Genomic DNA, 18,073 nt, shown 5'->3' with positions numbered 1-18,073 from the left:
AAAACTTTTTTCAAGCGCTTAGCTTGGCTAATTTGACCTGCTGATTCGTTTTGGTTTCTTACGAAGCCATCCCGTGTCAGCGAGGTGGCATTATAGAGATTTCGATCACACTGGCAAGCCCTTTTTGAAGTTTTTCTTACTTTTTTGATTGTTCGAGCGTTTTTTGTTCAAAACACCCCATTTTCACTAGTATTCCTCTTAATTAAGGGCTTAAGGTGCCTATATAAAGGAGGATTTATGAGTTCAATACGCAGTTATAAAGGAATATCCCCTCAGATTGGGCAAGGTGTCTATATAGATACAAGTTCAGTGCTGGTTGGTGATATCAAAATCGGTAACGACTCTAGCGTGTGGCCTTTGGTTGCAGCTCGAGGGGATGTGAACCACATTCATATTGGAGAGAGAACGAATATCCAAGATGGTAGTGTCTTGCACGTCACCCATAAGAATGCAGAAAACCCTGAGGGTTACCCTCTATTAATAGGTAATGATGTCACTATCGGGCATCAGGTAATGCTGCATGGCTGCACTATTGAAGATCGTGTACTTGTTGGTATGGGAGCGATCGTGTTGGATGGCGTGATTATCCAAAAAGAAGTGATGATTGGTGCCGGTAGCTTGGTACCGCCTAATAAGGTACTTGAAAGCGGTTATCTCTATGTAGGAAGCCCAGTAAAACAAGCTCGCCCATTAAATGATAAAGAGCGAGCCTTTTTACAGAAATCAGCAGACAACTATGTTCAGAATAAAAATGACTATCTAGACTCTGTACTTCCAGTCTAAAGCGCTTTGATCTGAATCCGATTAGAGGAGTCATACTCCTCTTCTTCTATTAACTCTTCCGCTAGCTCTTCAATATCGAAACGTAACTCTGAAAAGATAACTAAAGCTTGATCGCCTTCTTCTATATCTTTACCTGCCAATCGTGATAATTCCTCAATAGACATGACACATTCAATCAATGCGCCCGACTGTTGTGCTGGGAACGTGATTGTTCGGCTCTCTTCATCCCAATCTTGGATATCAGGAAATAGAATTGATTGATTCATTTTTTATAAACACCCCATTACATCTCTAGATTTTTACGTAATTCTCTTAAAATCTGTTTTGTTCCCGGACGAAGACCACGCCAAAGCATAAAGCTTTCTGCTGCCTGCCCCACTAGCATACCCAAACCATCATAAGCAGCATGAACACCATTATCTAATGCCCATTGATTGAATACCGTCGTTCCAGATCCATAAACCATGTCATAAACGGCGCTAGTAGAATTGAAAATCACCTCAGACACTTCAGGAAGCTGCCCGCTTAGACCAGATGAGGTAGAGTTAATAATGACATCAAAGCCTTCATTAACATCACTTAGCCCCATCCCCTTGATGTTGCCATGCGACGAAAACATCTCAGCCAGAAGTTCAGCCTTGGAGCTGGTTCGATTAGCGACCACCAGCTGTTGTGGCTTTTGGTCGAGAAGAGGTTGAATCACTCCTCTCGCAGCACCACCAGCGCCAAGAAGAAGAACACGTGCTCCTTTTAGCGTGACTTGATGTTGAAGCAGGTCTTGAACTAAGCCCTCACCATCGGTGTTATCACCAATGATCTCTCCATCATCTAACTTCTTAAGGGTATTTACGGCACCAGCTAGTTCAGCTCTCTCAGTTAGGCGATTGGCAAACTGATACGCATCTTCTTTAAAAGGTGCTGTGACGTTACATCCTCGACCACCTTCACTGAAAAATGTTTTGGCCGCAGTGATAAATTCACCATGCTCTGGCTGTAATGCTGTATAGGTAAGTTGTTGTCTGGTTTGGCGAGCAAATAATGTGTGAATGAATGGCGATTTGCTTTGCCCAATAGGGTTACCGAAAACGGCATAACGATCTACTTGCTGTGTCATATCCTTACCTAACAGAAATAAAAAAGGGTCATCTATATAGATGACCCTATCACTATCCCTATAAGGAAGGAAGAACTACCAAACTCGAGGCTTTAGGTAGTCGCTATAAAGCAGAGCTTCCGGTGAACCCGCTTGTGGTTCGTAGCGGTATTCCCAGCGAGCCAATGGCGGCATCGACATTAATATAGACTCTGTACGACCGCCGCTTTGTAAACCAAATAGAGTGCCACGGTCATAGACTAAGTTAAATTCAACATAGCGACCACGACGATAAAGTTGGAAATCACGCTCGCGCTCACCATAAGGCGTCTGTTTGCGTCGTTCTACAATTGGTAAGTATGCGGCTGCAAAACCTTCACCGACCGCCTGCATATAAGCAAAGCTCTTTTCAAAGCCCCACTCGTTAAGATCATCAAAGAACAACCCACCAACACCACGTGTTTCGTCTCGGTGAGGAAGATAGAAGTACTTATCACACCACTCTTTGTGCTCTTGATAAACATAATCTCCAAATGGCGCACAAAGATCTTTGGCTGTTTGGTGCCAAGATTGGCAATCTTCATCGACAGGATAAAATGGCGTTAAGTCAAAACCACCACCAAACCACCAAATCGGGTCTTCCCCTTCTTTTTCCGCAATGAAGAATCGAACGTTCGCGTGTGAGGTTGGGATATATGGGTTTTTAGGGTGGATAACTAATGAAACCCCCATCGCCTCAAACTTACGTCCGGCTAATTCAGGTCGATGAGCTGTAGCTGAGGCAGGCATAGCCTTACCCGCTACGTGAGAGAAGTTAACCCCACCTTGCTCAAATACCGCACCGTTGGTCATCACACGAGTTCGACCACCGCCACCAAGGCGCTCGCCAGGCTCACGCTGCCATGCATCTTCTTCAAACAGTGCAGTACCATCAGCTTGCTCAAGCTGCTGGCAAATCGAATCTTGTAGACTCAGTAAAAACTGTTTTACTGCTTCTTTATCAATTGCTGACATCTTACTTCCTTTGCAGGGTTTAGCCCTGTCTTAATATTTTCGACGTTTTTGCATCTCTAATTTCGCTTGGCTTCTCACGACCACCCGTTTGACCTTCTAAAATAGCCACCAAATGTTGACCCAGTTGCTGTTGAACTTCTTCAGTCGTCATACAAGGCGGCTCGCCAGTCAGGTTGGCACTGGTAGAGGTTAACGGCTTGCCGAACTCATTACACATTCTTTGAACCAAAGGGTGATCCGTCACTCGTACCGCGATGGAATCAAACTGGCCGCTGACCCAGTCAGTAACTTTGCTGCTGGTTGGCATAATCCAAGTGACCGGACCTGGCCATGTCGCTTTCACTGTTACCAACTGTTCTTCCGTCAACTGGCTTTCATCAATATAAGGAAGCAGCTGCTCGTAACTTGCAGCAATCAAGATCAAGCCCTTTTCAACTGGACGCTGTTTTAACTCGAGTAATTTCTTGATGGCATGTGGATTATCAGGATCACAACCAACCCCAAAAACGCCTTCGGTCGGGTAAGCAATGACTTCACCTTGTTGTAATGCCTGCAATGTATGTTGAAAGTTATCCACGGGTTGCCTCATTAAGTCAGTTATCGAACTCGCTAAGTGTACAAATTATCATTCACTGTGACTAAAGCTATTTGTTTATAAAATGTATCAATTAACAACTTAGACTGACGCAAACGTTTTCCTTAAGTAATTTTACCCGTATAATGCGCGCAAAATATCTAATCACTAATTAAATCGTACCTGAAGGAGTTTGAGATGACTGTCGGTATTATCATGGGTTCTAAATCTGATTGGCCAACAATGAAGCTAGCTGCAGAAATGTTGGATCAGTTTGGCGTGGCGTACGAAACAAAAGTGGTTTCTGCTCACCGCACACCTCAGTTGCTTGCAGACTACGCAACCAGTGCGAAAGAGCGCGGTATTAAAGTAATTATTGCTGGTGCTGGCGGTGCAGCGCACCTTCCGGGCATGGCTGCTGCTTTCACAAGCGTACCAGTTCTGGGTGTTCCAGTTCAGTCTAAAGCACTGAAAGGCATGGACTCTCTGCTTTCTATCGTGCAGATGCCAAAAGGTATCGCGGTAGGTACTTTGGCTATCGGTGAAGCTGGCGCTGCCAATGCAGGCATCCTAGCGGCTCAAATCATTGGTACACACAATGAAGAAGTAATGGCAAAAGTAGAAGCATTCCGTTCTGAGCAAACAGAAACGGTTTTGGCTAATCCAAACCCTGCAGAGGACTAATTTCCATGCATGTTCTTGTGTTAGGCGCGGGCCAACTTGCTCGCATGATGTCCCTAGCTGGGGCACCGCTGAATATTGAAATTTCTGCTTTTGATGTTGGCAGCAAAAATATTGTTCACCCATTAACGCAAGCGATTCTAGGTAACGGCTTAGAAAATGCGATTGAGCGTGCGGACGTCATTACTGCTGAATTCGAACATATTCCTCACGATGTACTTGAGGTGTGTGAGCGCAGCGGTAAGTTCTTACCGACAACAGAAGCAATCAAAGCTGGCGGTGACCGTCGTCTTGAAAAAGCCCTGTTAGACGAAGCGAACGTGAAGAATGCTAAGTACTACGTGGTTAACTCTCGCGAAGACTTTGACGCTGCAATTGCTCACGTTGGCTTACCAATGGTGTTGAAGAGCACACTTGGCGGCTACGACGGCAAGGGCCAATGGCGCTTAAAGACATTAGACAATGTTGACGCGACTTGGGCAGAAATGGCTGAGTGCATTACCGCGACCGACAACCAAGCGATTGTGGCTGAAGAGTTTGTTCCGTTTGACCGCGAAGTATCACTGGTTGGTGCTCGTGATACCAATGGCGAGGTTCAAGTGTATCCACTGGCTGAGAATGTTCACACCGACGGCGTGTTGAGCTTATCGACAGCGATTGATGACATTGAACTGCAAGAGCAAGCTAAAGCCATGTTCACTGCCATTGCTGAGCGTTTAGATTACGTTGGCGTGCTAGCACTTGAGTTCTTTGATGTTCAAGGTTCACTGCTTGTTAATGAGATTGCACCACGTGTTCATAACTCGGGCCACTGGACGCAACAAGGCGCAGAGACTTGTCAGTTTGAAAACCACCTACGTGCAGTGTGTGGCATGCCACTAGGTAGCACTAAACTGATTCGTCCAACCGCAATGATCAACATTCTTGGCGAAGATACTCTTCCTGAGGCTATTCTTGCTCAAGGTGGTTGTCATGTTCATTGGTATGGCAAAGAAAAGCGTGCAGGTCGCAAGATGGGTCACATTAACGTGAGCGCTGACTACAACGCAGAATTACAAAGAGCTTTGTGCTCATTGGCTGAGATTCTTGATAAGCAAGCCTACCCTGCTGTGCATGAGTTTGCTGAGCAGATGAAGTAAGCCTACATTGGCTTATTGATATAAAAAGTTTATTGGATACAAAAACGGCGCTCAGTGAGCGCCGTTTTTTTGTGTCTATAATATCGAGTTATTGAGATTGAATGTGGTGACACTTGCGATCAGCGCATTGCTTCTTGGTACCACTGGCTGTTTTCTTCTCAAGTAACAACGGGAACTGGCACTGTTCACAACGACCTATAACAGGTGGCTGATTAACGGCGAACTTACACTTAGGGTAGTTATCACACGCATAGAAGGTTTTGCCATAGCGAGATTTACGCTCAACCAAGTGGCCTCGACCACACTCAGGGCAGGCAACAAGTGGCTGCTCTTCAGGTTGTTCTTTCGGTTGGTCCAAAGATTCGATGTGATTACACTCTGGATAACTGCTACAGCCAATGAACATCCCAAAGCGACCTTGCCTTAATACCAATTCGTTTTGGCATTTAGGACACGGAACGCCCAGCTCTTTCACCACATGACCATCATTTTGATGAAGAGGCTTGATGTAATCACAGCTCGGATACTGCTTACAGCCTAAAAATGGGCCGTGCTTACCATGGCGAAGCTGAAGCTCCCCACCACACTGTGGACATGGTTCATGCTCTAACGCATGTTCATGTGCTGAAAAAAGCTGATTATCAATCTTACTACTCATGATAAGCCTGTATTAATGCAAGATACCTTGCTCTTTGGTGTACAACAGCTCTTCCATTTGCGTGTAAGCACTTTCATTACCCGGTACATTGAACAGTACCATTAAGATAATCCACTTCAGATCATCCAACTCAAATTCATTGGTCTCTAACCCCATGACACGATCAATCACCATTTCACGAATCTCTGTCGTGAGGACGTTGATCTGCTCAAGGAACAACAAGAAACCACGACACTCCATATTAATACGTGATATCTCTTTACTTGTGTAAACACGCATCGAGGTATTAGAGCACATAGTAATCGCCGCTTGGTTATCGGTATCTTGCAGTGCAGCAAGGTCTTCTAACCAATGGAGAGCCTTATAAATATCATCTTGGTGAAACCCCGCTCGAAGAAGTTCATCTTCAAGTTCGTCTTGATCCACCTGCAATTCAGAATCGCTATGGATGTAGGTTTCAAACAAGTACATCAGTATGTCCATCATCATAGCTTAGCCTCTCCCCTTTCGAATATAGCCACCGGAAACTGCAACAACATGCCCTGAGAGCTCAAGCTCTAAAAGCTGCATCATGACTTCATGCACAGGTATATGGGTTCTCTGTGCCAAAATATCAACGGGTGTCGCCTCTAATCCTACGTTAGCTAACAGCTGTGGAAATGGCAATTGTTCATTTTCACCCTCATTCGGCGTAGGCTCGAACAAACTGGGCTGCTGATCTATAGACCAGTCTAACAGACTCTTTATTTCAATCAGAACATCTTGAGCATTTTGTACTAAACATGCTCCAGCTTTAATTAAGCTATTACCTCCGCGACTGGTTGGGCTATGAATTGAACCGGGCAGCGCAAACACCTCTCGGCCTTGCTCCATGGCATAGCGAGCCGTAATCAAAGAACCACTCTTTTCAGCTGCCTCAACCACCAAAGTTCCGAGCGATAACCCACTTATAATACGGTTACGGCGAGGGAAATGTTCAGGTCGTGGTTTGGCGCTTGGACGAAACTCTGAAATCAGCGCCCCATTTTCACAGATCCTATCGGCTAAATTTCTGTGCCGCGCAGGGTAAATTGAATCCAAGCCAGAGCCCAATACAGCAAAGGTTTCGCCTCCTTTATCTAGTGCGCCATCATGGGCATAACCATCAATACCAAGCGCTAAGCCGCTAGTGACAATCAAACCATTTTGTACAAACTCTTTAGCGAATGATTTCGCCGTCTGTAGACCTTCGATACTGGCATTACGGCTGCCAACCATCGCGATTTGAGGTTCAATCAGCTTTTCAACGTTACCTCTAACGAAAAGCACAGTAGGCGCCGAAGCAATCTCACTCAGCAATTTAGGATAATGTGGGCAACTCGGAGTCAGGATGTGATGGTTGGATTGTTTAGCTCGCCAAGCGAGACAAGCCTCTACCTCTCTTGGGGCCTGTTCTCTTAGATAGGAGATTTGTTTGGTTGATAAACCCAATGCTTGCAGCTGTTGCCCTGAGTAACCAACAATATTTAAAGGAGAATCAACACTGAGTAGGCGAGCAAGACGCTTTCCACCCAATTGCGGAACAAAACTTAGAGTTAACCAAGCACTCAGTTGTTGCTCATTCACTCGGTACCCTTAATCTCTTCCGTCAAAGCAAGGTCCAAAGGCGATACCGCCAGAATATCATTACTAACAGGCTTAGAGCTCTGAGTGATCAACGCGAGGCTAAAATACTCATAAGGACGAATGACCATCAAGCTACCCAGCGAGGTACTTGGCAATTGCACCTTATCGCTCGCCGCAGACTCTTTATAACTGTATTCACCTTGCTTACCAAACACCACCGCACCGCTTTCGCTGAGGGTAAACATAGAACCTTGGCGAAGGTTATCCTGTGAACCTTTGTTGATCACTACCACCTGATTCTTCGCGCTGTATTGGCTGCCATCTAATGAGCCCAAGATATTAGCAAATTGACCCGCCGCACTAGGTGCAGGATAAAACGTGGTAGAGAGCTTCACCTGATCAACACCAAGTTCCGGTAACACGAGGTCGTTGAGCAGTACTTCTTGTAATTGAGTCTCTATCTGTAAACTACTGAACTCAGCATCCACCTCTCTCAAGCGCGCCGTGGCGACCAGTCGCAAAGAGGTAATACTCGCTTGGGGTTGCTGCCGTTGGTAGGTTTCAACTGCGCGGTAGATACCCCACTTTTGATGTTGTTGGTTACCTGAGATAAACAACCGGTCTGCACCCGATAAGAAACGTTTACCATCACTGGTTCCTAATACTCGTTGTGCCGATTCGATATCTTGCTGCTCTACCAAGCGATCAGACTGTAAATAAGGTAGAACCAGTCCCTCGTTGACGGTAGGTACTGCTTTCTTCTCAGAAACACGAATCTTAGGGCTAAGCTTGATAACAGGCTTGAGGCTCAATACAGGCTCGCCATTAATCCAAACCAAAGACAGTTTATCTCCGGGATAAATGAGATGAGGGTTTTCTATCTCTGGATTGACCTGCCATAACCTTGGCCACAACCATGGACTATCGAGATACATCGCAGAGATATCCCACAAAGTATCGCCCTTAACCACCACATACGCCTCAGGTGCGCCCTGTTTAATGGTTAAAGGTTGCTCACTATTTTCAGCCGTAGCGGCGAACGAAATCGAGGCACAAATAAGAGATAAAGCAGGCAATAAATGACGCATGACCTAGGTTCCTTGGTCTGAATATATGACATCTGATTGGAGAATTACCTTCAGGATGCTGTCATTTGACCTCTAAAATGTCTAGAATTGAGCCAACAAGGTTTAAGCTGTTTCGGCACAGTTCAATATTTCGAGTGTATATGTCTGTATTACAAGTATTAACATTACCAGATGATCGTCTACGTACCGTGGCGAAACCGGTAAAAGAAGTTACCCCAGAGATTCAAAAGTTCGTTGATGACATGATTGAAACCATGTACGACGAAGAAGGTATCGGCCTTGCGGCAACGCAAGTAGATTTCCACCAACGCATCGTTGTTATCGATATTTCAGAAACACGTGATGAGCCAATGGTGCTTATCAACCCTGAAATTACTGAGAAGCGCGGCGAAGATGGAATCGAAGAAGGCTGCCTATCTGTACCAGGCGCTCGAGCTCTAGTACCTCGCGCTGCAGAAGTAACGGTTAAAGCACTAGACCGTGACGGCAACGAATTCACATTCGACGCTGACGACCTTCTGGCTATCTGTGTTCAGCACGAACTTGACCACCTAGAAGGCAAGTTGTTTGTTGATTACCTATCGCCACTAAAGCGTAAACGTATCCAAGATAAGCTAGCGAAGATTAAACGTTTCAACGAGAAACAAGGTTAATAACCGCTGCTATTACTAAATTAGAAGGAAGCCTACCTTGAGTCAGTCTTTAAGAATTGTCTTTGCAGGTACTCCGGATTTCGCCGCCCGTCACTTGGCGGCGTTGTTGTCTTCGGAGCATGAAGTTGTTGCTGTTTACACACAGCCAGATCGCCCAGCAGGCCGCGGTAAAAAACTCACTGCGAGCCCAGTAAAAAACATCGCACTTGAAAACAATATTCCGGTTTACCAACCAGAAAACTTCAAGTCAGATGAGGCTAAGCAAGAGCTAGCTGAATTGAACGCTGACATCATGGTTGTTGTCGCTTACGGCTTATTGCTTCCGCAAGTTGTATTAGATACACCTCGCTTAGGTTGTATCAACGTACATGGCTCTATCCTACCGCGCTGGCGTGGTGCTGCTCCGATTCAACGCTCTATTTGGGCAGGTGATAAAGAGACAGGCGTGACGATCATGCAGATGGATATCGGCCTAGATACTGGCGACATGCTAAGTATCGCGACGCTGCCTATCGAAGCGACAGATACCAGCGCATCAATGTACGAGAAGTTAGCGTGCCTTGGCCCTGACGCGCTTGTTGAATGTCTAGCGGACATCGCTTCTGGCAAAGCGGTTGCAGAGAAGCAAGACGATGAGCTTGCTAACTACGCGAAGAAGCTAAGTAAAGAAGAAGCGCGTATCAACTGGAGTGATGAAGCAGCTCATATTGAGCGCTGCGTTCGTGCCTTCAACCCATGGCCAATGAGCCACTTTGAAGCCGCTGAGAACAGCATTAAAGTATGGCAAAGCCGTGTGGCAGAGCAAACTTCTGATAAGCCTGCAGGTACCATTCTGCAAGCGGATAAAACTGGTATCTATGTTGCGACAGGGCAAGGCGTATTTGTTCTTGAACAGCTGCAAGTTCCAGGTAAAAAAGCCATGTCAGTTCAGGATATCTTGAACTCACGTGCAAGCTGGTTTGAAGTTGGTACACAGCTTTCTTAATCCGCTTTTAAAGCTGCTAATTACGCAGCTAAGAAAACCTTTACGAGGGCAGAGATGCCCTCATGTATTCAAATAAATATTCGGTACCCCTCATGAATGTTCGCGCTGCTGCTGCAAATGTCCTATTCCAAGTTGTCGATAAAGGCCACTCTCTTTCACACGCTCTCCCTGCGGCTCAAAAAACGATCCGTCCGCGAGACCATGCTCTACTGCAAGAGATTTGCTACGGCGCACTTCGTTATCTGCCTCGTTTAGAGTCAATCGCTAACGAACTGATGGAAAACCCGCTTAAAGGTAAAAAGCGTGTATTCCACCACCTAATCTTGGTGGGCATTTACCAACTAAGCTTCATGCGTATCCCTTCGCATGCCGCGGTTGCTGAAACGGTTGAGGGTACTAAGACACTGCGCGGTCCAAGCCTGAGTGGTTTGATCAACGCTGTGTTACGTAGCTACCTACGTGACCAAGAAGAACTAGACGAGAAAGCCGTTAGCCACAATGCAGGCAAATACGGCCACCCAAGCTGGATTCTAAAAATGCTTCAAGAGAGCTACCCAGATCAATGGGAGCAACTGGTTGAAGCAAACAACAGCAAGGCACCAATGTGGCTGCGCGTTAACCGCCAACACCACACTCGTGACGAGTATGTAGAACTGCTTAAAAACGAAAACATTGAATACACATTGCACCCAGAAGCAGCTGATGCCATAAAATTAGCTGCACCTTGTGATGTTACTTTGCTTCCTGGCTTCGACAGGGGTTGGGTATCAGTGCAAGATGCTGCCGCTCAGCTTTCGGTTGATTATCTAACACCAAAAGATGGTGAGCTGATCTTAGATTGTTGTGCTGCACCAGGTGGTAAAACGGCACACATTCTTGAGCACACTCAAGATACTGAAGTGGTTGCGATTGACTGCGACATCAAACGTCTAGACCGTGTTTACGATAACCTTGAGCGCCTACAACTGCGTGCCGACGTAATTTGTGGTGATGCTCGCTACCCTGAAGAGTGGTGGATGGGCGATAAGTTCGACCGTATCCTACTTGATGCACCTTGTTCAGCGACTGGCGTAATTCGCCGTCACCCTGACATCAAGTGGCTACGTCGTGCATCTGACATTGATGCGCTGGCTGAACTGCAAAGCGAAATTATGGATGCAATGTGGCGTCAGCTGAAAGAAGGCGGCACCATGGTTTATGCGACATGTTCTATCACGCCGCAAGAAAACGTGCTGCAAGTGAAAGCATTCCTAGCACGTACTGAAAACGCAACGCTGGTTGGGTCTGATATCGAAAATCCGGGTCGTCAAATACTACCTGGAGAAGAAGATATGGATGGCTTCTACTACGCAGTTCTAGTAAAACAGGCATAACAACTAACAGCGGCTAAGAATTTATTTCTTAGCCGCTGTTTCTTTCTAGTGCATTATCAAAACAAAGTTAGATAACTAGAATTACCACGGTAAAGAAAAGAGAAAGGCTATGAAGATCATTATCCTAGGTGCTGGACAAGTTGGCGGTACCCTTGCTGAAAACCTGGTTGGTGAAAACAACGACATCACCATTGTCGACCGTAATGCTGACCGACTTCGTGAACTTCAGGATAAGTACGACCTTAGGGTTGTAAACGGTTATGCCAGCCACCCAAACACACTACGTGAAGCGGGTGCGCAAGATGCCGACATGTTAGTTGCCGTAACTAACATGGATGAAACCAACATGGCTGCGTGTCAGGTTGCTTTCTCTCTTTTCAATACGCCGAACCGAATTGCTCGTATTCGTTCTCCTCAATACCTAGAAGAGAAAGAAGCGCTATTCAAATCAGGTGCCATCCCAGTCGATCACCTGATCGCACCCGAAGAACTAGTGACCAGCTACATCGAGCGCCTGATTCAATACCCAGGCGCACTGCAGGTTGTGAGCTTTGCTGAACAGAAGGTTAGCCTAGTAGCAGTAAAAGCCTACTACGGTGGTCCACTGGTGGGTAACGCACTGTCTGCTTTGCGTGAGCACATGCCGCACATTGATACCCGTGTTGCCGCTATTTTCCGTCAAGGTCGCCCTATTCGCCCACAAGGCACCACCATCATTGAAGCCGATGATGAGGTTTTCTTTGTGGCAGCGAGTAACCATATCCGCTCAGTAATGAGTGAGCTACAACGCCTAGAGAAACCGTACCGCCGCATCATGATTGTCGGTGGTGGTAACATTGGTGCAAGCTTGGCAAAACGCCTTGAGCAGAGCTACAGCATCAAGCTTATCGAGCGCAGCTACACTCGTGCCGAAAAGCTGTCTGAAGAATTAGAAAACACCATCGTCTTCTGTGGCGATGCGGCAGACCAAGAGCTGCTAACCGAAGAGAACATCGATCAAGTGGACGTGTTCATTGCCCTAACCAATGAAGATGAAACCAACATCATGTCAGCAATGCTGGCGAAGCGAATGGGTGCCAAGAAGGTAATGGTACTGATTCAGCGTGGTGCTTACGTAGACCTTGTTCAGGGTGGCGTGATTGATATTGCTATCTCTCCACAGCAAGCGACCATTTCTGCGCTGCTTACTCACGTTCGTCGTGCTGATATTGTTAACGTATCATCTCTACGTCGCGGCGCTGCAGAGGCGATCGAAGCCATTGCTCACGGTGACGAAACCACATCGAAAGTGGTTGGCCGAGCGATTGGCGACATCAAGCTACCACCGGGCACCACTATTGGTGCGATTGTTCGCGGAGAAGAAGTACTTATCGCGCACGATAGAACCGTAATCGAACAAGATGACCACGTAGTGATGTTCCTAGTGGACAAGAAATACGTACCTGATGTTGAGTCTCTATTCCAACCGAGCCCGTTCTTCTTATAGCCTTGTTCTCGTGAGCTTCTTCTCGCAACTTTCTTTTGTGAGAACGGCGCTCCGGCACAAAGCTGTAATCAATTAAAGCTATGGTCTATTAAGCTATGGTCAACTTTCGTCCGATATTATTAGTGATAGGGTTAGTGTTATCAAAACTCGCCCTTTTCATGTACATCCCCACATTGGTTGCCTTTTTCACAGGCACCGGTGGCTTCCTCGAGTTTGGTCAATCGGTAGTGATCACGCACATTGTGGCGTTCATCTGCTTGAGCTTAGGGCGCTCCGCTAAGTTCCGACTTGGGGTGCGGGACATGTTCCTGATCACCTCTCTGGTATGGACGATAGCCAGTGCCTTTGCTGCACTGCCGTTTGTCTTCATCAACCACATCAGCTTCACTGACGCCTATTTTGAAACCATGTCAGGTATCACCACGACAGGCTCAACCGTATTAAGCGGCTTAGACAGCATGGCACCAAGCATTCTGTTGTGGCGTTCTATACTGCAATGGTTAGGCGGCATCGGCTTTATCGTTATGGCGGTAGCAGTTCTACCAATGCTCAACGTTGGTGGTATGCGCCTGTTCCAAACCGAATCATCCGATTGGTCAGATAAAAGCAGCCCACGAGCAAAAACCGTCGCGAAGAACATCGTAGCAGTTTATCTGGTTCTGACTGGTTTATGCATCATTAGCTATTTGCTTGCAGGCATGGGCATCTTTGACGCGATCAATCATGCGTTCACAACACTGTCGACGGGGGGTTACTCAACCTCAGACGGTTCTATGAACCACTTCTCGAACAGCGCTCACTGGGTGGGTACTGTATTCATGTTCTTAGGTGGCTTGCCGTTTTTACTCTTTGTCAGTGCGCTGCGCGGTAGAAAGCTCTCTATCCTCTACAAAGATGCCCAAGTGAGAGGCTTCGCTTACCTATTCTTAGTCACCAGTGCTGTGATATCGACATGGTTGGTGGTCAGAGATGGCTACACGGTATTGGATGCGATGCGTGTTTCGATGTTTAACATTGTGTCAGTCGTCACCACAACCGGTTTTGGCTTAGAAGACTTCACCGCGTGGGGCGCTTTGCCTACCACGCTGTTTGCCTTTTTAATGATGGCGGGCGCGTGCTCAGGTTCAACCTCTGGCGGTATCAAAATCTTCCGCTTCCAGATCGCGATGACCATGCTTCATAAGCAGATGATGAAACTGATTCATCCATCGGGCGTGTTTGTTCAACGCTATAATCAACGACCAGTCAGTGACGACATCGTACGTTCACTCGTTGCATTTGGTCTGATGTTCTTTATCACGATTATCTTAATTGCCGGTGGGCTGAGTGCGATGGGACTTGATCCTGTAACCAGTATATCCGGTGCTATCACAGCCGTTGCCAATGTTGGTCCAGGAATGGGCAGCGTGATAGGTCCAACCGGAAACTTTGCTCCACTGCCCGACGCTGCTAAATGGTTGCTAAGCTTAGGAATGCTGATGGGGCGACTCGAGATACTGACGCTCATTGTTCTATTTTTCCCAGCCTTTTGGCGACGCTAACCAAGCACAAAATCAAGGAAACACAGATGAAATCATACGTACTTCTCGCTGGCGCATTGCTCGCAAACTCAGTATTCGTAAGTTCTGCCTTTGCTGATCAAATGGTCACATTGCCTGATGGCAAACAAGTGTTACTCAAAGATGATTTTACTTGGCAATACGTGGCACCGAAGCAAACGGAAGCAGCAGTGACAACATCAGAGATCGCAGTGCCTGTTTCAGCAGCGCCTATTGCAGCAGCCCCTGTCGTAGCCGTACCTGTCGCAACGAACACGCGTGGCACTACAATTGTGGTTGATAGTAAGAAGCCAAGCTTACAGCTGTCTCAGTCAGGAGTGGATGTTGTACTGGGTGCAAGTCGCTATGAAGATGGTGAGCTTATCATTCCGACAGCCATCACTAACCAAGGCACTCAAGCGGTCATTTTGGTATCACTTAACATCAGCGTATTTACTGCAGAAGGTGAGTTGTTGGCAGAAGAAGAAGTTGCTGTGTGGAAATCAATCAAACGAATGGCCGACACATACCTACGACCAAAGACGGGTGAAGAAGGCAAGCTCATCAAGCTCGACCTAGAACAACACCCTGAATATCAGATTAAAGCTGAGATTACTGAGGTACTGGCTCGCTAAACCGGAGTCACGTACAAATAAATAGCGAAGAAATGGCAAGCGCAGCCCGCCAACACAAACAAATGCCAGATGGCATGATTGTAAGGGATGCGTTTTACCACATAGAAAATCACACCCAACGAGTAAATCACGCCACCGAGTGCTAGTAGCACCAAACCACCCATCTCGATATTCATCGCCAGTTGATAAACCACAATCAGCGATAACCAACCCATCGCCAAGTAAGTCACCAATGACAAACGCTTAAATCGGTAGACGAAGGCAATCTTCATAATGATTCCGACTAGCGCGATACCCCAAATCACTGCCATCAAACCCATCGCCAATGGTGTTCTTAAACTCACCAATAAAAATGGCGTGTAACTGCCCGCGATCAATAAGTAGATCGCACAGTGATCGAGAGTTTTCAGTAATCGCTTGGTCTTTTCTGTGGTGATCGAGTGATAAAGCGTGGAAGCGAGAAAGAGTAGGATAATACTGCTGCCATATACCGCCATACTCGCAATAGTCAGTATGTCGGCTTGATGGTCAAACGCACGAATCAGCAGCAGGACTAAACCAACCACGCCAAGCACAACACCCAAGCCATGGGTTATCGCATTGGCGCGTTCTTCGATGTCACTGTATTCGCTCGCCGATGATGCAGACATGATTATCCTACTAGAGTAAATGTTCGATTTGCCTAGTATTGCACATTAAGCTTACACGTGTAAGCTTAAATTTTTATGACATCTTTTATGACATTAATAACGCCTAAACGGTGTGATGAAGCTAAGGTCTCTAAAGCTACAGAACCAAAGAGCTAACTAAGATGCGTTGTCTAGATACTCAAGTACCATCTTGCCCGCATCTTGTGGTGACGTATCCAATGGCACACTCAATTGACGCTGCAGTTGGCCAATGCCTAACAAGCTCGCCAACATGCCTTTTGCACCATCGCGATTACGGTCTATCTCAAACCACAACTTAAGCTCAGTTTCATCACGATGAGCTACAACCTCAAGCTCACGCCAACGGCCATGATATGGACCAGTGGTAGGAACAAACTCGAACTCTTGTACAAATGGCAGTTCAAAGCCTTCTACCGCTTCACACTCCACTTGGCGAATACGCAGCCCTTGAGCTTCAAGCTCGTTAAAAATACCATCGAGGAGTGCGTCAGGGCGCACCGTTAAGATGTCTTTATCCGATGGATCAATCGCCATCGCAATATCGAGCCCGGTTTCTAGCCACACCTTTGAATCACCAATCGTGACAGGTGTGTTCAGCGGGACATCAAACTCACATTCAAAATCACGGGTTTCACCCGGCTGAATAACAAAGGCATACGGCAGGCTCCATTTGGCCAACGAGTATGTCTGGTGCATTCGACGTGTTTGACCGCCCTCTTGCCTTTGCGAATTCATAGTAATTTCTTTGACGTAACGACAGCACAAGTTGAGATCGATATTGTCGATCTCTTGTGGCTGAGCGCCACCATAGACATGCACAATAATGCTCGCCTTCTTGCCTGGATAAAGCACTTCCTGTTGCAATACAGAATCCACCTTGGCAGATCCAATTCCAAAACTTGCTAACGTTTTCTTTAAGAACGACATATGCACCTCCTTTAAAGCATCATCTTAAGCCTGAAAGAGGTTCAAACTCAAATATACTGCTCACACTATTTTAGCTCTAATATCGTCTATTTATCACTCAGGCGTCGATCGATAACTTAGATAGTGATAATCTAAGCCTTGATATGCATGCATATCATTATCCTGATTTATTCTTCGGATTGGCGAAAGCCAGACGAGTGACGCTTCAAGCAATTGAGGTGGAGCTCATGGTAAATCAGGCCATTAGATTGGCAATGGATATGCCTGACCGTTAGGTAAATTAATGCGCCCAACAGCTGTCAGGTTCTCGCACACCAACCGTAGTGCGATGCGTCGTCGTAGTGGCTTTGTTGCTGCTCCAACGGCTAAGAAATTGGCTCCTACAATGACTCTAGTTGAGAAGACTGCTTTATTAGCACCGACTACAACGAAAGTGATTAAAGCCGCTTAACAAAAAGCGCAGTTTTTACTGCGCTTTTTTCTTGCCCGCTCCCATCTTGAAATGTGTTTACACATTGGTATTCCCTACCCGATTTGATACCTTAGCCACAAATCATTATAAAATTTGTGGAGAAATAAAGTATGAAGTGTCACCGCATTGAAGAACTGCTTGAACTGATGGAGCCTGAGTGGCAGAAAGATCAAGAGCTTAACCTATTAGAGTTCATCATTAAGCTATCAAAAGAAGCGGGCTACCAAGGCAAGCTTGAAGAACTGACTGACGATGTTCTTATCTATCACCTAAAAATGCGCAACAGCGAAAAAGATGAGATGATCCCGGGCCTGAAAAAAGACCAAGAAGATGATTTCAAAACCGCAATTCTAAAAGCACGTGGCCTTCTTTAGTCGCCCGTTAGTTTAGAGCTCAATTGCCGTATAGATAAAACACTCAATTTTAAAAAGCGACCACCAGGTCGCTTTTTTGTTTCTGTTCGCTATTTTTTCGTCACAACTGTTATGACTTTTGTTGTTAAAGGTTGATAGCGTTAAAGAAATGAGAACAAGATTGTCGCTATAATCGCCATCCATAAGAATCTTCTAAAATAATAAGAGTGAGTGCGATAACAACAAATGCACCAAGCTCAATTTCAACAGGTTCTCTAAACCATACTTTCAAGTAATGTCGTCATGCCCGACTTAACCGGGCAAACAAGCCACAAAAAGGATAGT

Annotated in this window: 21 protein-coding genes; 11 read left to right on the top strand and 10 right to left on the bottom strand. The window is 46.2% G+C overall.

Features of this window, described 5'->3' with window-relative positions:
- The first annotated feature begins 237 nt into the window (after positions 1 to 237).
- Positions 238 to 783 carry a gamma carbonic anhydrase family protein gene (locus tag AB4185_RS15105; protein WP_372135613.1) on the top strand — a complete coding sequence of 182 codons (546 nt, stop codon included), beginning with the start codon at positions 238 to 240 and terminating at the stop codon, positions 781 to 783.
- Here AB4185_RS15105 and AB4185_RS15100 read toward each other — a convergent pair.
- The 4 genes from AB4185_RS15100 to AB4185_RS15085 form a co-directional block, all read right to left on the bottom strand.
- Entirely contained in the window at positions 780 to 1,049 is a 270-nt protein-coding gene (locus tag AB4185_RS15100; protein ID WP_017058764.1) for a DUF1488 domain-containing protein, read from the bottom strand. The two genes, AB4185_RS15105 and AB4185_RS15100, sit on opposite strands and share 4 nt — an antisense overlap.
- Positions 1,050 to 1,066: 17 nt before the next feature.
- A complete protein-coding gene (gene aroE, locus AB4185_RS15095; RefSeq protein WP_102429018.1) occupies positions 1,067 to 1,897 on the bottom strand; it encodes a shikimate dehydrogenase in 831 nt (276 codons plus the stop codon).
- A 75-nt stretch (positions 1,898 to 1,972) separates the two neighbouring features.
- Positions 1,973 to 2,890: an oxygen-dependent coproporphyrinogen oxidase gene (gene hemF / locus AB4185_RS15090; protein WP_065584143.1), complete on the bottom strand. Its 918-nt coding sequence runs from the start codon at positions 2,888 to 2,890 to the stop codon at positions 1,973 to 1,975.
- A 19-nt stretch (positions 2,891 to 2,909) separates the two neighbouring features.
- Positions 2,910 to 3,467, bottom strand: a complete 558-nt coding sequence (locus tag AB4185_RS15085) for an L-threonylcarbamoyladenylate synthase (protein WP_017058767.1) — start codon at positions 3,465 to 3,467, stop codon at positions 2,910 to 2,912.
- Positions 3,468 to 3,662: 195 nt separating this feature from the next.
- Here AB4185_RS15085 and purE point away from each other — a divergent pair, with 195 nt between their 5' ends.
- Both purE and AB4185_RS15075 read left to right on the top strand, forming a co-directional pair.
- Positions 3,663 to 4,148, top strand: coding sequence for a 5-(carboxyamino)imidazole ribonucleotide mutase (gene purE / locus AB4185_RS15080; protein WP_004735777.1), 486 nt, complete (start codon positions 3,663 to 3,665; stop codon positions 4,146 to 4,148).
- Between the two features lie 5 nt (positions 4,149 to 4,153).
- Positions 4,154 to 5,284 (top strand): 5-(carboxyamino)imidazole ribonucleotide synthase, encoded by a 1,131-nt coding sequence (locus AB4185_RS15075; protein WP_102321074.1) that lies wholly within the window; start codon positions 4,154 to 4,156, stop codon positions 5,282 to 5,284.
- A gap of 88 nt (positions 5,285 to 5,372) precedes the next feature.
- On the opposite strand, the gene AB4185_RS15070 is transcribed toward AB4185_RS15075, so the two are convergent.
- The 4 genes from AB4185_RS15070 to AB4185_RS15055 are packed head-to-tail and all read right to left on the bottom strand — an operon-like array spanning position 5,373 to position 8,635.
- A complete protein-coding gene (locus tag AB4185_RS15070; protein ID WP_017063003.1) occupies positions 5,373 to 5,942 on the bottom strand; it encodes a type I DNA topoisomerase in 570 nt (189 codons plus the stop codon).
- 12 nt (positions 5,943 to 5,954) lie between these two features.
- On the bottom strand, positions 5,955 to 6,431 hold the full coding sequence (locus AB4185_RS15065) for a DUF494 family protein (protein ID WP_029235095.1): 477 nt from the start codon (positions 6,429 to 6,431) through the stop codon (positions 5,955 to 5,957).
- Between the two features lie 3 nt (positions 6,432 to 6,434).
- Positions 6,435 to 7,547: a DNA-processing protein DprA gene (dprA, locus tag AB4185_RS15060; RefSeq protein WP_065584147.1), complete on the bottom strand. Its 1,113-nt coding sequence runs from the start codon at positions 7,545 to 7,547 to the stop codon at positions 6,435 to 6,437.
- Positions 7,544 to 8,635 (bottom strand): LysM peptidoglycan-binding domain-containing protein, encoded by a 1,092-nt coding sequence (locus AB4185_RS15055; RefSeq protein ID WP_065584148.1) that lies wholly within the window; start codon positions 8,633 to 8,635, stop codon positions 7,544 to 7,546. The genes dprA and AB4185_RS15055 overlap by 4 nt, the downstream gene beginning before the upstream one ends.
- A gap of 140 nt (positions 8,636 to 8,775) precedes the next feature.
- Between AB4185_RS15055 and def the strand changes: the two genes are divergently transcribed.
- From def to AB4185_RS15025, 6 genes are all read left to right on the top strand, one after another.
- Entirely contained in the window at positions 8,776 to 9,288 is a 513-nt protein-coding gene (gene def / locus AB4185_RS15050) for a peptide deformylase (RefSeq protein ID WP_017058772.1), read from the top strand.
- Between the two features lie 37 nt (positions 9,289 to 9,325).
- Positions 9,326 to 10,273 (top strand): methionyl-tRNA formyltransferase, encoded by a 948-nt coding sequence (fmt, locus tag AB4185_RS15045; protein WP_372103765.1) that lies wholly within the window; start codon positions 9,326 to 9,328, stop codon positions 10,271 to 10,273.
- Between the two features lie 92 nt (positions 10,274 to 10,365).
- Positions 10,366 to 11,646: a 16S rRNA (cytosine(967)-C(5))-methyltransferase RsmB gene (rsmB, locus tag AB4185_RS15040; protein ID WP_017058774.1), complete on the top strand. Its 1,281-nt coding sequence runs from the start codon at positions 10,366 to 10,368 to the stop codon at positions 11,644 to 11,646.
- 109 nt (positions 11,647 to 11,755) lie between these two features.
- Positions 11,756 to 13,132, top strand: a complete 1,377-nt coding sequence (trkA, locus tag AB4185_RS15035; protein ID WP_004735766.1) for a Trk system potassium transporter TrkA — start codon at positions 11,756 to 11,758, stop codon at positions 13,130 to 13,132.
- 95 nt (positions 13,133 to 13,227) lie between these two features.
- On the top strand, positions 13,228 to 14,673 hold the full coding sequence (locus AB4185_RS15030) for a TrkH family potassium uptake protein (RefSeq protein ID WP_372100678.1): 1,446 nt from the start codon (positions 13,228 to 13,230) through the stop codon (positions 14,671 to 14,673).
- 26 nt (positions 14,674 to 14,699) lie between these two features.
- Entirely contained in the window at positions 14,700 to 15,305 is a 606-nt protein-coding gene (locus AB4185_RS15025) for a DUF3157 family protein (protein ID WP_371721171.1), read from the top strand.
- Here AB4185_RS15025 and AB4185_RS15020 read toward each other — a convergent pair.
- Both AB4185_RS15020 and AB4185_RS15015 read right to left on the bottom strand, forming a co-directional pair.
- Positions 15,302 to 15,955, bottom strand: coding sequence for a hemolysin III family protein (locus AB4185_RS15020; protein ID WP_372100677.1), 654 nt, complete (start codon positions 15,953 to 15,955; stop codon positions 15,302 to 15,304). The two genes, AB4185_RS15025 and AB4185_RS15020, sit on opposite strands and share 4 nt — an antisense overlap.
- A gap of 156 nt (positions 15,956 to 16,111) precedes the next feature.
- Entirely contained in the window at positions 16,112 to 16,903 is a 792-nt protein-coding gene (locus AB4185_RS15015; RefSeq protein WP_017058778.1) for a sporulation protein, read from the bottom strand.
- 283 nt (positions 16,904 to 17,186) lie between these two features.
- Here AB4185_RS15015 and AB4185_RS15010 point away from each other — a divergent pair, with 283 nt between their 5' ends.
- Positions 17,187 to 17,354 carry a hypothetical protein gene (locus tag AB4185_RS15010; protein WP_004739323.1) on the top strand — a complete coding sequence of 56 codons (168 nt, stop codon included), beginning with the start codon at positions 17,187 to 17,189 and terminating at the stop codon, positions 17,352 to 17,354.
- Positions 17,355 to 17,485: 131 nt separating this feature from the next.
- Complete coding sequence (locus tag AB4185_RS15005) at positions 17,486 to 17,749, top strand: YihD family protein (protein WP_009848104.1); 264 nt, start codon at positions 17,486 to 17,488, stop codon at positions 17,747 to 17,749.
- The last annotated feature ends 324 nt before the right edge of the window (positions 17,750 to 18,073 follow it).

It is taken from the genome of Vibrio sp. 10N.286.48.F5, from assembly GCF_041469785.1.
Taxonomy (GTDB): Bacteria; Pseudomonadota; Gammaproteobacteria; order Enterobacterales; family Vibrionaceae; genus Vibrio; species Vibrio crassostreae_C.
The sequence above is the reverse complement of the archived record's forward strand: the minus strand, read 5'-3'. Positions and strand labels throughout refer to the sequence as shown.